The organism is Pedobacter paludisoli (assembly GCF_052344095.1).
GTDB lineage: Bacteria > Bacteroidota > Bacteroidia > Sphingobacteriales > Sphingobacteriaceae > Pedobacter.
In genome coordinates, this window is sequence record NZ_CP179926.1 from 4,585,909 (window position 1) to 4,599,730 (window position 13,822).

Here is a 13,822-nt window from a genome sequence, read left to right on the forward strand (position 1 = left end):
ATGCCTACAACGCAAGACATATTACAATTTCATTTTTCACCGATTACATTCCAGCAGTCGGCAGAAAAGATTATTCCGATTACTCTTACATCGCTGAACGACCATAGAATTGATAAACTTCAAAAAATAACAGAAGAGGTTGGTACAAGCTCATTTTCATTCTCGGGAGACAATCTCATTCCACATGTTTTTAGAAAATTCAAAAAATCCATCAATAACAATAATACAAGTTTTGAACGTAGAGAATTAAGAACACTTACTTATTCTTTAAATTATTCAGAACAAAATTCATTAACTGTATTCAGCAATGAGAATGATTTGAAATATGCTTTGAAGCTGTTAGATTCAAATTGGCGAGATTCATTTTTAGTTGGTTTGATAGATTGTTTTTTAAGGAATTGGGAAACTAAAAATCCGAAATCATTAGAGCAATTAGAACAATTCATTGCTAATAAATTGGAGAATTATTCAGGAAACAGAAGCACACTAATTTCTTTTAAAAATAACAAAAGATTTTTCAACTCAAAAAATGGAGATTTGATTTTGGGTGACACCATCGCTAAACTCAATAAACCCATTCAAGACGCTACTAAAATATTAGGTGTTCCTGAATCGTGGTCGGCATACACTTATTTTTCAAAGGTCATTGTAACTTATTACGAAAGAAATAAAAACAGAATATCAGACGAAATTGAAAATCTGAATGAAGTATTGCTAACACATAATAGTTCGATTACTAACAAAAGATTGATTAGTAAAATTATCATCCAAGCAAACCAACCTCAATTTGCAACAGTACAAGATAAAATAAAAAAAATAGCCTTCACACAAATTGGCGACCCAAGTAATTTTGCTAATTGGACAGCTTTTGAGAATGCAACAGAAATTGAACGGAGAGAAATCATTGAAGCAAGAAATATTCTAAATGAATGGATTACACAACAATTTATCAATGTATTTTTCAATGTTTGTATAAATGATGTAAGACGAACGAAATTTTGGCTTCGTTTTGCTTCAAAAATATCATCCTTTAAAGTTTATGGACCGCTTCACACAAAAAGCATACTTAAACGTGATGAAAGAATAGCCGAATATGTGGATGCAAGATTTGAAACAGTTTCAAGCAAAAGAGATGTTTCAGCATTTATATTATACATTGGAGATTATATGTTGATTGAATTTAGCAACGAAGGCTACGCCTTTTACGCCTATAAAATCAACAGTCCATATAAACCAAGTTTGAGTTATCAATTAAATAGTGTGGACGATTTGCGTAATGCGTCAATGCCGATGGCTATTCAAAGCGATAATTACTACGATTATTTTAACGATGAGGGAAGACTAATACACAGAGACGGTAATCAAATTTGGGAAACAAGGTTTAATAGTTGGATGAACAAAAAAGTATTTGGATGATTTTAAAATATATACAAGACGACAATAAATTTTCTTTTTACTTCCTAAACGAATCAGGAAGCAAAATCCCTGTTTCTGAATGGGAAAAACTACAATCAGAATTTTTATCTCAACTTGCAATTCTAACCGAATTACACGATAATGGTTTAGCAGATTATACGGACAACTCTTGCGAAATTGACAGTATTGAAGTTTTAAGACTAAACGATATTGATAAGCAAATATTGGATTTGCCAAATGGTTATCCTTATGAAATTTTTATTGAATCCGATGGAACTTTAACACATAATTCATTTAAATTCAAATATGGATTTTATGATTTTGCACCAAATGGCACAAGACTAAGAACATCCCGAAACGGAGCGTTACTAAAAGTAGAAGAAAACGAGTATCTACTATCTGAAAACCAATTTTTACTTTCCGAAGCTATTGACGAGTTCAATAAGTTATCTGTTGATGAGAAAGGCAATGTAACCAATCTTAAAAAGCTATCTGAATTAAAAACGCTATCCAAAGAAAGTGGATTGACTTTAGAACAATTTTTAAACAATCAAGAATTATTCGTTCCCGAAAAAATCAAATTAGATGTTGATTTCAACAACGGCATCTTTGAAATTATCCCAACCGTAGAAATTGATAATGCGATTGGCTTTACCAATACGTTTGATAAATTGCCGATGATTCGGGATGTTTATCCAGTATCGGGAAATAATGGCGAAACAACGAGAGTTGTGATTTCTGAAAATCAGAAAACAGAACTACAAAAAATCAAAACAAATAGAAAAGTTTCAGACAAGGAAACAATCCAAGAAATCATTGAGCATCCCGAATTATTTTTTAATGATGACGAAGTTGATTTTACCGTTTTTTATAGCGACAGGGTAAAAGAAATTGGCGTTTATAGTCCGAAGTTTTATCCTTTTGCAAGTCCGTATAAATCACAATGGATTCCCGGAATTGTAATAAAAGATAAAGTTCACGGAGTGAAGAAAATCTATTTCAAAACGCCTGAAAAACTCGATGACTTTATTGAGCAAAAAGAAAAAGCAGTAAAAGAAAAGAAGCAAACAATTGAGTGGGAATATACAGAAATTCCGATTGAAGAAGCAGAAAAATTTATTAGAACCGCTAAAAAACAATTTGAAACCCCAAACAAACCTGTAAAGCAAGAAAAGAAAACAGACCACGAAGTACTTATCATTAAAGAAAATGCAGAAATAACGGAATTTTCAAATGGAAATGAATTACCTGAAAACTTAAAACACAATTTTTATAGCATTTCCAATTTAGAAAACGGAATTGCTTTAAAAGAACACCAAAAAGAAGGTGTTTCGTGGTTACAATCGTTATTCAAACAAAATTTTGCAGGAGGCCTACTTGCAGATGATATGGGGTTGGGGAAAACATTACAATTACTATATTTTATTGAATGGCATTGTCAAAACTGCGATGGTAATAAACCGTATTTGATTGTAGCACCCGTTAGTTTACTTGAAAATTGGGAGAATGAATATCAAAAGTTTTTCAGTCCTCAAAATTTACCGTTATGCAAATTATACGGAGGCGTTTCGTTAACAAAAGAAAACAACCCTGCTCAAAACCAGCAAGATGCAAAACGACTACAATTCAAGCAAATAATTTTGACCAATTATGAAACACTAAGGTCATACCAAATTAGTTTGGGTTTAGTTGATTTTGCTGTTATTGCATTAGATGAAGCACAAAAAATAAAAACACCAGGGACACTTATAACCAATGCAAGTAAAGCACTAAAAGCCGATTTTAAAATTGCAATTACAGGAACGCCAGTAGAAAACACCTTGGTTGATATTTGGTGTTTAATGGATTTTGCAGTTCCGGGACTTTTAGGCAACGCCAAAGATTTTGCAAAAGAATATCAAAAACCTTTGAGCGATGAGAATACAGATATAAAAGCATTAACGGAACAACTTCGCAACAACATTGGAGTATTTATTAAAAGAAGGTTAAAAAGTGATGTCGCAAAAGATTTGCCAAAAAAACACGATAATCAAAATTCAAGAATCAAAAAAGCGATGCCGACCGTTCAATTAGACCGATACAAGCAGGAAATTGAAATGGCAAATGATTCAGACTTGGAAGGTGTAGAAAAAAGAAATCAAAAATTGAAATCACTTTGGGCAGTTAGAGACATTTCAGACCATCCGTATTTATTGGAAAGTCAAATTTTGAAGTTTTCCAGCGATGAACTTATAAACAGTTCGTCTAAATTGCAAACTACCGTTGGGATTTTAGCAAATATAAAATCCAAAAATGAAAAAGTAATTGTATTTGCTGACAGACGAGAGACTCAAAAGATGTTGCAGAAAGTTGTTTACGATACTTTTGGAATTTTCACGAGCATTATAAACGGAGATACGCCTACAACAAAACAACTTGGAGGGAAATCCAAACAAAGCCGACAACAAACCATTGACCGTTTTCAAGAAGAAGAAGGATTCAATGTAATCGTTATGTCGCCTATTGCAGCAGGTGTTGGGTTGAATGTAACAAAAGCCAATCATATCGTTCATTACACACGGCATTGGAATCCTGCAAAAGAAGAACAAGCAACTGACAGAGCGTATAGAATTGGACAGCAGAAAGATGTTTTTGTATATTATCCAATGGCAATATTTTCTGACGATATGAAAGATGAAGAAGGTAATAGAATGAAATCTTTTGATGAAATTCTTGACACCTTATTGAATAACAAAAAATCTTTGGCAAGTAATACTTTGTTTCCAACAGAACAAGCTGAAATCACACCTGATGAACTATTTGGAAATATTTTTGGAACAAAAACCGAAAGTAAACCGAAGGTTCAAACTCTTACTGACATAGACCGTTTGAACCCCAACTTGTTTGAAGCAACAATTGGAGCATTATATAAAAAACAAGGTTTTGAAGTATATCTAACACCATATTCCAATGACAAGGGAGTTGATGTTGTGGTTTTAAAGAACGGAGAAAATTATCTTATTCAAGCTAAACAGACAAAATCCTTAGTTGGAAATGAAGCAATACAAGAAATTTGCACAGCAAAAAAATATTACGAGGACAGATTTAAAGAAAAATTCAAACTGCTGACAATAACCAATAATGATTACAGTTCATCAGCAACAATTTTAGCAAATTCTAACGAAATAACATTACTAAACCGCAGATATCTTGAAAATTTAGTAACTGAAAATAATATAACAATACAAGACATTAACAAAATCGAATCGCAACGAATGACAAGAATATAGCCAACGTTTTTAGTAGCACATTTGCATTTTTAGCCAACACACAAATCCACAAAAAAATGCAAAAGAGCTACTAAGCCAACGCAAAACAGATAGACAAAGTGAACAAACATCTCAAACCCGAAAAAGGGGCGGTCGCATAACAAGGTATTGCCAAAAGCGGGGCGAAACGGCTTCGATTGGACGTTTGTGCAAGGTTCAACTTTCGTTCTTCGATTGAACTTTTGTGCTAAAAATCCCCGCCTTCGGCAATACCCAAACCGTTATGTGGTATTTTAAAAAGACAACCTTGACAAAGATTTTAACCATATTGATATTTATCTTTCTACTGTTTGGTTGCTCGACAAGGCAAGACAAAGTAGGCGAAGTTTATTATGTTGTTAAACATCCAACGGCAACAACACAAGACACAGATGATGTCCCACCCCCACCACCGCCAACCTATTATGGAAATTTAAACTTCATACTTCTCGACAGTTCGACAATTTATTTTCATAGCCAACACATTTACCGTTTTTGTGGGACTGGAATTGACGATACAAAACCACCAAGGGTTTTCCTAACTCCAGACAGCTTGACTAAATTAAGTATTAACGACTTGCCTCAATTTTTGGCGACTTCAATTACCGACTCATTAGCATCAGACCGACATTTTTTTGCATCTATATCCTCACCGACAGATACGATTAGAAACAGAGCATTTAAAACAATTACTGACTTTTTTAAATCCAAAAAAATAATGCGATATAATATTCGCAACTGGACAGAAGAAGAGCAGTTTGTTACGAAGGCGAAAATTGAGAATAAGAAATATAATCCTGACTCTGCTGACTGGAAAGTTGGTTTTGACATTATCTTTAATCCAGCAACAGATTCGACAAATGCGAAATAAAAAACGCCACATAACACGAGTTTTAGTTAGCTAATGGGTAAAAATGCCTACTCATCCTTCTTCTTTAAAAGTTTACACTTTTATAAAAGTAAGTGTTGGATGATAAGTTCAACTAGCTACAATATCCAAGATTTAAACCTTCCCCTTAAAGTAAAGAATCGGTAAGGATTGTGGATATTGAAATCTGAGGAGTGCCTACTCGGAGATTATAATCCAGTCAGCTACTAGTGTGAAATGCCAGTGAGCAATTAAGGGAAGTGCCAATCCATCCTTCTTCTTTAAAAGCGTACACGTTTATAAAAACAAGTACGGTTGTCCAGTACCCATACTAGTTGAATATCCAGAATAAAAACCTTCCCCTTAAAAGAAAGAAATGGTTTAAAAGTTGGATATTGATGTGTAGTAGAGTAGTGTATCTATCTAACTATCACACAAATTTAAGCTTGTCCTCCCAATACGTTTAAAGGAATTTCCGGCATAAACCCACATAGCCTCCACACAGTCCATTTATTCCGTTCCTCCTTTACTTAATTGGTTTGAAAGCTTGATACAAGTGCCATATTTAAATAGATACAACTATGGTACAAGAAACACAGAATTACAAAGTAGCTGAAGTAGAAGTAAGCTACAAACCCGATTACAAAGCTAGTGAGCGTCCTAAGCTTACCTCATCTGAACAAACATTTCAACTTTTAAAGCAACAGTGGGATTTAGGTAAGATCAACTTTCTCGAAGAATTTAAAGTGGTGCTACTGAACAGGAGTAACCGAGTTTTAGGAGTGGTAGATATATCAATGGGTGGTGTGAATGGAACTTATGTTGATCCTAAGGTAGTGTTTGCTATCGCTTTAAAAGGTAATGCGTCTGGAATATTACTCAGTCATAACCATCCAAGTGGAGCATTAAGACCAAGTGAGGCTGATATCAAGTTAACAAAGCGATTGGTAGAGTGCGGTAAGCTATTTGATATAACAGTATTCGACCACATTATTATAAGTGAAGACAGCTACTTTAGTTTTGCAGATGATGGCATGATATAATATGAAGTTAGCTTGGGCTTATCCCCCAGGCTATACTTTTTACATTGCAGTTTAGAACGTGTTAACTTTTAAGACATAAGTGGTTGGCATGAGTTGTTTAGTTCATATCCAAAAAAAATACCTTCCCCTTAAAAATAGGTTTTAGAAAAAAAAATGGATATGAAATTAGTAGCTCTATCACTCTATAGGGACAACGCTTTCAACAAGAGATATGAAAAATACTTAAAGTAGGCAGTCAAACAGTAAAGTTATAGGGACAACACAGGGACAAACGAGGGACAAAGTACTAGAATAACGCCCTAAATGCCTATCTTAGCTTCTAAATTAACACTCAACAATTAACAGATTAATTAACTAATCCTTTCATCTAGCTCTTTCTTAACGTGTTGATTACCAGTCATATTTGCCCTAAAATAAGAAAAGAGACAATCCATCCAGACTTGTCTCTTTTTTCTAACCAAATATAAACCTGTTATGAGCCAGGCTTTGTCTTTAATTCTCTCTTTAAACCGAAGTTTAGCGAGAAAATGATTTATCTTTTTTAAGTGTAATAAACTTCGTTCCGTTTATTACGATACAAATATAACAAAATTTTTGTTAGTGTCAAAAATACACTAAGATATTTTTACGTATTTTTTTTGTCATTTTTTGCTTTAAGAACGTTTTCTAGGTGTTTTCATACTTAAAACAACCATAGTTCAAATATACGGGATTATTTCGTTAAATAAATGTTAAATTTTAATAAATTTTACTATTTTTTTTAAATCAGGTGTTTGTTTTTGGTTGTTTAGTCTTTTTTTGAAGCTTAATAATGATAAAAATTATGTTTTTAAGTTTGTTTTTTGTTTTTTGTGGTTGATTTTCTGATATAATTCGTGTGAAAATAATTTTTTTAAATCGTTATTTATATTTGAATGATTTTTTCATAAGCAAAAAGGCGATATCCTTTCGGGATATCGCCTTTTTTTACGGTTAAATATTCTTTTAACTGTTTTTGTCTTATAAACTTGCGTAGTATTCAACAAATTTTGCTAAAGCTGAAGAATAACCCCACTCGTTATCGTACCAAGAAACTACTTTTACGAAGTTATCGTTTAACGAGATACCTGCTTTTGCATCAAAAATAGACGCGTGGCTATCACCGATGAAGTCGGTTGACACTACTTCGTCTTCAGTGTATCCTAATACACCTGCTAATTCGCCTTCTGAAGCAGCTTTCATAGCAGCTTTGATTTGCTCATAAGTAGCTGGTTTTTCTAAACGTGCAGTTAAATCTACTACAGAAACATCTGCAACAGGAACGCGGAATGACATACCTGTTAATTTTCCTTTTAATTCAGGAAGAACCATACCTACCGCTTTTGCAGCACCAGTAGAAGAAGGAATGATGTTAGAGAAACCACCACGGCCACCTCTCCAGTCTTTAGCCGAAGGACTATCTACTGTTTTTTGTGTAGCAGTTACCGCGTGAATGGTGCTCATTAAACCTTCAACAATACCGAAGTTGTCGTTTAATACTTTTGCAATTGGTGCTAAGCAGTTCGTAGTACAAGAAGCATTTGAAACGATTGTTTGATCTGCTGTTAATTTATCGTGGTTAACACCCATTACATACGTAGGGATGTCGCTGTCTTTTGCAGGAGCAGAGAAAACAACTTTTTTAGCACCAGCAGCGATGTGTTTTTCAGCATCGGCACGGGTTAAGAAAATACCAGTTGATTCAATTACAACATCAACACCTACATCACCCCATTTTAAGTCGGCAGGATTTCGCTCGGCAGTAACGCGGATTGTTTTTCCGTTGATTACAAGATTTCCGTCTACAACTTCAATCGTTCCATCAAATTTACCGTGAGTAGAGTCATATTTTAACATATAAGCCATATAATCTGGCTCAATTAAGTCGTTTATAGCTACAATGTCTAATCCTCTTTTTAAGGCAGCTCTGAAAACGAGTCTACCAATACGGCCAAAGCCGTTTATTCCAATTTTGCTCATTTTGTTGTTAATTAGTGTAATGTTTTAATAAATTTAGTATGGGTTCTTTAATAATTGTTTTTATTTTAAGGTTGTGTTTTTCAGCAGCAAGTTGTAATCGATCTTCAAATTCAGCAGCAACGGTCCCCACAAAATGTATATCTTCTCCTGTGTGTTGCGCTAAGAGGGGTAGGGTGTAGGTGAGGATATGCTTTTCAAAGCTTTCGTCAACCATTTTGATAATATACCCATGATTGTGATTTTGTGTAAAAAATTCGAAGAAAGAACTTAAAAAGATATTTGCTTGAGGTCGGTTGTATATTTTTTCGAAGATTTCGGCTCGTTCAAGTCCGTAATTTCGGATAAATTTTGCTTCTAAATCAGCGGGGAGTTTTTTGCTTAGGAAATTCTTGAGTAACATTTTTCCTAAATAGTTTGCCGATCCCTCATCGCCCAAAATGTAACCCAATCCAAAGTTGTTGGCTACAGGCTTTTTTCCGTCGAAATAGGCACTATTTGCGCCGCTGCCTATCACGCATACAATCCCGCTTTTGTCGTAACACGCTGCTTTGGCTGCACCAAATAAGTCGTTTTCGACCACAATTTTACTGTATTTAAAGAACGATGAAAGCGCATTTCTGAGTTCTTCTTTTTTTTCTGCCGTTGAGGCTCCAGCTGCAAAGAAATAAATTTTCTTTATATTTTCTGCATGGTTTACTAAAACAGTTTTTTTGTTTAGTATCTGAAGGATGGTTTTCGCATCCACGAAATAAGGGTTTAAACCCGAAGTGTTGCAGTGTGCTACCACTTGACCATTTTGGGTTAATTTCCAAAAAGCCGTTCTCGATCCACTATAAACTACTGCTACCATATATTAAATTGATAAAACCTCTGCCATTTCTAATAAATCGGGCTCTAGTTTAAAATTATGTCCAGTTAAAGCATCTGTAATGCTTGTAAATTTAATTTCGTTTCCAATTAGGCCTACCATTTCTTGCGAACGACCGGCAATTAATCCGTTAACGGCCGCAAATCCTAACCTGCTACCCAAAATACGGTCGAAACTGCTTGGGCTACCGCCGCGTTGTAAATGGCCTAAGATAGTCACTTTTGTATCATAATGATTAAAAGTTTCTTTTACTTGTTTGGCAATATCGTAAGCACCTCCTTGTTTATGCCCTTCGGCCACAATTACAATGCTGGATGTTTTCTTGGTGGCAGCACCTAAGGCTAACTTATCAATTAGTTCTTTTACGCTGGTTTCCTTTTCCGGAAGCAATACGGCTTCTGCGCCGCTGGCAATTGCGCTGCGTAAAGCAATGCAACCCGAATCACGCCCCATCACTTCAATAAAGAATAAACGGTCGTGCGCATCAGCGGTATCTCTAATTTTATCAACCGCTTCAATCACGGTATTAATCGCGGTATCGAAACCTAAGGTAAAATCTGAGCCAGCCAAATCATTGTCGATAGTTCCTGGTATGCCAATAACTTTAACACCAAAGTTTTCTGCAAAGCGTTTCGCACCGGTAAAAGTGCCATCGCCACCAATAACCACAAGACCATCAATATCGTTGCTTTTTAAATTGTTATAGGCAATCTGTTGACCTTCATCTGTTTTGAAATCTAAGCAACGTGCAGTTTTCAAAATGGTCCCGCCTAAATGCAAAATGTTGCTTACTGAGCGGGCGCCCATGGGTACAATGTTATTCGTAAGCAAACCTTGATAACCCTGCATCACACCAAACATATTAATGTTGTGGTAAACGCCGGTTCTAATCACCGCTCGGATGGCCGCATTCATTCCTGGCGCATCACCTCCCGATGTTAAGACTGCTATATTTTTAATATTTGGCTTCATATTTTAGATTACGAATATAGTGTGTAATTATTACACTAAGTAATTTTTTTTATTTTTTTTACTTATACTTGAAAGTCATACCTTTATCAGCTCAAATTAAGAAATATTTGCCTTGGAACAAATTTTACCGCACTTAGATTCAGTATTTTCAATAGATTGTGTCCTTTTCGGATTTGATGGTAAGGAATTAAAAATCTTGCTTATTGAAAGGAATGAAGAGCCCTTTAGAGATTGGTGGGCTTTACCCGGAAATATTGTTGGACCCGATGAAAGTTTAGATCAATCGGCTTCCCGTATTTTGTATGAGTTGACGGGTTTGCGCGGAATTTATATGGAGCAGTATTATGCTTTTGGTGATCCGAAGCGGCATCCCCAAGGCCGTGTAATTACCTTGGCCTATTACGCGTTAATTCGTTTGGGAGGAGAGAAGGAATTGCGCCCGGTGAGTACCTATGCAAAGCGTGCCAATTGGTTACCAATTTCCGATTTGCCTAAACTGGCCTTCGATCACCGTGAAATTTATGATAAAGGATTAGAAAAAATAAAAAGACGGATTAAGCACCAACCAATAGCATTTGAGTTATTGCCAGAAAAGTTTACCCTGACGCAATTACAGCATGTGTATGAACTAATTTTGGGCAAAAAGCTGGATAAAAGAAACTTCCGCAAAAAGATTGTGAGTTTTGGTGTGCTTAAAGAATTAGACGAGAAACAAAAAGGAGTTTCATACCGCGCTGCAACTTTGTACAAGTTTGATAAACGTCGTTATGCTAAACTGTTTGGAAAAGAGATCTCATTTTAGTGGAGAGTATTAAGTAGTTAGTATTAAGACGGCATGGGTGCTAAAGTCTGGAGTCCAAAGTCGTTAGCCTCGAGTCGCAAGGGATAAAGAGTTGAAAGCTAAAAGTGTCGGAAGCAATACTTGGAAAAATCGTCATCGCGAAACAGGCTCAGCGCGAGTTGAAGCAATCTATTTGAGTAGGAACAAAGATTAATGAACAAAGAGTATAAAGTCGTGTGTATGTAGTATCAATTTAGTCTGCTAAGCTACTATTTACTATTGACTACTCACTATTGACTAATGAACTAATTAGGCGGTTTCCGCAGTTTAGCAATTCCTACAGTTCAGCGATTCAGCAACAAATAAGCATAAAAAAACTCCGATTGATTTTTCAATCGGAGTTTTTTGTGTCGAATAGCTTTCGTTTGACTTTAAGTGTTTCACTTTCCACTTCGGACTTCAAACTTTCCCTACTTTCCTGCCAATTCTAAGTGATAATGCACTAAATCATCTATTGGTGAACGGATAATTTTTCCAACGCCCATTTCATAGCGATCGGCCACAATACTTAAAATATCACGGAAACTATAGCCAACAGAGCCTACACAGTTTAATTTGTAGTCTTTATAATTTGGATAATGTGTCACCAAGTTTTCGAAAAACGCCGTAAAAGCATAATCGATGGTGTTAAACGTATAATCTTCGTAGCTATCTTTAAAGTCGTATAAGAATTTACTAAAACTTGCACAGAAACGGTTTGGCAAAGGTTTGTTGTAAATATTTTCGAAAATATCTTCGTTCGTTAAGGCATAGTTATCGTAAAACGCTTCGCGCAACCCTTTTGGCATATAGCCTTTCATGTAGTCGCTTAAAATACGTTTGCCAATGAAAGAACCACTACCTTCATCGCCTAAGAAATAACCTAAAGAGTCGATATTTAAGGTAATGTCAGATCCATCGTATAAACACGAGTTGGTTCCTGTACCTAAAATTGCTGCAAAGCCGGGTTTGTTTCCTAAAAGTGCACGACAAGAGGCTAGTAAATCGTGACCGATAAAAATATCGGCATTCACAAACACTTGCTTCATGGCATCGTGTACAATTTTAACATTGCCAGGTGTAGAACATCCGGCGCCGTAGTAATAAACTCCGGTTAATTTTTCCTTGTCAAGATGGTCTGGTAAAGATTCTTTTAACGATTTTACAATGTAATCTCCTTTAGAAAAGTAAGGGTTGTAACCCTCTGTATTAAAGTAGATTTTTCTGCCGGCCTCGTTAATTAAACACCAATTGGTTTTGGTTGATCCGCCGTCTGCAATTACAATCATTTTTATTTATTTTTGGTTTTAGCTCGATAAAAGTATAAAAACTCTTATATTTTGAATGATTTTTTTTAATAATTTTTTAACAATTTCTTTTCATGAAAAATTAAGTGTGTAAAAAATACACTATATACGCGTTTAAAAAGGCTAAAAACCTTATTATCATACCAAATTAGGCCTTGGTCTTTTTTTTATGCGAAAAATAAATTTTAAGAAAATACCATAAAATGACACGTGATTTTTTAGATTTTAGAAGCGATACGGTAACGAAACCCACCGCGGGAATGCTTGAAGCGATGATGACGGCTAAGGTAGGCGATGATGTTTTTGGCGAGGATGAAACAGTGCAAAAATTGGAACTTAAACTGGCAAAAACTTTTGATATGGAGGCGGGTTTATTTTGCCCTTCCGGAACCATGACGAATCAAATTGCCATTAAGTGCTTTACCCAGCCCATGCAAGAGGTTATTTGCGATCAAACCGCTCATGTATACCGCTACGAAATAGGTGGGATTGCTTTTCACTCCGGTGCTTCTGTTCGTTTGTTGCATGGCAATCGAGGTATTTTAACACCTGAGCTAATCGAACCTGAAATAAACGAGGATAACATTCATTATCCCGATTCTACATTAGTAGTTTTAGAAAATACGGTAAATAAAGGAGGCGGCAGTTGTTATACGCTTGATCAAATAGCGCCCATTCATCACTTGTGCAATATAAAAGGGCTGAAATTACATTTAGATGGCGCTCGAATTTTTAATGCCTTGGTAGCAAAAGGCGATAAAGCGGAGCAGTATGGTCAGTATTTTGATGGTATTTCCGTTTGTTTATCTAAAGGCTTGGGCGCTCCAGTTGGTTCCGTTTTGTTGGGTAGCAAGGAAACCATTCGCAAGGCACGCAAAATTAGGAAAGCATTTGGCGGAGGCATGCGTCAAGCAGGTTTTTTAGCTGCTGCTGGCATATATGCACTCGATCATCATGTAGAACGATTAGTCGATGATCATCGCCATGCGAAAGCCCTTGCCGACGCTTTGTTAAGAAGAAAGGATGTGGTATCGGTACTCCCGGTAGAAACCAATATCGTGGTTTTCGAAGTACAACCCGGCACAGCCAATAAGTTGGTTGAACAATTAAAGGAGAAAGGTATGCTGTGCAATGCCACCAGCAATAGCACCATACGTTTGGTTACGCACCTCGATTTAAGTGCCGACATGATCGATAAAGCAATTGAAATACTTGTACATTTATAAAGTGATAAATTTTCTAT

The 13,822-nt window shown here is 35.7% G+C and carries 10 protein-coding genes; 6 read left to right on the forward strand and 4 right to left on the reverse strand.

From position 1 onward, the window contains the following. The 4 genes from ACJVDK_RS18880 (at nucleotide 1) to ACJVDK_RS18895 (ending at nucleotide 6,614) form a co-directional block, all read left to right on the forward strand. Entirely contained in the window at nucleotides 1-1,416 is a 1,416-nt protein-coding gene (locus ACJVDK_RS18880) for an EH signature domain-containing protein (protein WP_443938219.1), read from the forward strand. Next, nucleotides 1,413-4,685, forward strand: coding sequence for an SNF2-related protein (locus ACJVDK_RS18885; RefSeq protein ID WP_443938220.1), 3,273 nt, complete (start codon nucleotides 1,413-1,415; stop codon nucleotides 4,683-4,685). The genes ACJVDK_RS18880 and ACJVDK_RS18885 overlap by 4 nt, the downstream gene beginning before the upstream one ends. A gap of 286 nt (nucleotides 4,686-4,971) precedes the next feature. Next, complete coding sequence (locus ACJVDK_RS18890) at nucleotides 4,972-5,574, forward strand: hypothetical protein (RefSeq protein ID WP_443938221.1); 603 nt, start codon at nucleotides 4,972-4,974, stop codon at nucleotides 5,572-5,574. A 578-nt stretch (nucleotides 5,575-6,152) separates the two neighbouring features. Beyond that, on the forward strand, nucleotides 6,153-6,614 hold the full coding sequence (locus ACJVDK_RS18895) for a JAB domain-containing protein (RefSeq protein WP_443938222.1): 462 nt from the start codon (nucleotides 6,153-6,155) through the stop codon (nucleotides 6,612-6,614). A gap of 999 nt (nucleotides 6,615-7,613) precedes the next feature. Here ACJVDK_RS18895 and gap read toward each other — a convergent pair. The 3 genes from gap to pfkA are packed head-to-tail and all read right to left on the reverse strand — an operon-like array spanning nucleotide 7,614 to nucleotide 10,452. After that, nucleotides 7,614-8,612: a type I glyceraldehyde-3-phosphate dehydrogenase gene (gene gap / locus ACJVDK_RS18900; protein ID WP_443938223.1), complete on the reverse strand. Its 999-nt coding sequence runs from the start codon at nucleotides 8,610-8,612 to the stop codon at nucleotides 7,614-7,616. Between the two features lie 7 nt (nucleotides 8,613-8,619). Continuing rightward, nucleotides 8,620-9,462, reverse strand: coding sequence for a hypothetical protein (locus ACJVDK_RS18905; protein ID WP_443938224.1), 843 nt, complete (start codon nucleotides 9,460-9,462; stop codon nucleotides 8,620-8,622). Between the two features lie 3 nt (nucleotides 9,463-9,465). Next, complete coding sequence (pfkA, locus tag ACJVDK_RS18910) at nucleotides 9,466-10,452, reverse strand: 6-phosphofructokinase (protein ID WP_443938225.1); 987 nt, start codon at nucleotides 10,450-10,452, stop codon at nucleotides 9,466-9,468. Nucleotides 10,453-10,564: 112 nt separating this feature from the next. On the opposite strand from pfkA, the gene ACJVDK_RS18915 reads away from it, so the two are divergent. After that, nucleotides 10,565-11,254 (forward strand): NUDIX hydrolase, encoded by a 690-nt coding sequence (locus tag ACJVDK_RS18915; RefSeq protein ID WP_443938226.1) that lies wholly within the window; start codon nucleotides 10,565-10,567, stop codon nucleotides 11,252-11,254. 449 nt (nucleotides 11,255-11,703) lie between these two features. Here ACJVDK_RS18915 and ACJVDK_RS18920 read toward each other — a convergent pair whose 3' ends face one another. Beyond that, complete coding sequence (locus ACJVDK_RS18920; RefSeq protein WP_443938227.1) at nucleotides 11,704-12,561, reverse strand: N-acetylglucosamine kinase; 858 nt, start codon at nucleotides 12,559-12,561, stop codon at nucleotides 11,704-11,706. Between the two features lie 221 nt (nucleotides 12,562-12,782). Here ACJVDK_RS18920 and ACJVDK_RS18925 point away from each other — a divergent pair, with 221 nt between their 5' ends. Next, nucleotides 12,783-13,805: a threonine aldolase family protein gene (locus ACJVDK_RS18925; protein ID WP_443938228.1), complete on the forward strand. Its 1,023-nt coding sequence runs from the start codon at nucleotides 12,783-12,785 to the stop codon at nucleotides 13,803-13,805. Nucleotides 13,806-13,822: the final 17 nt, after the last annotated feature.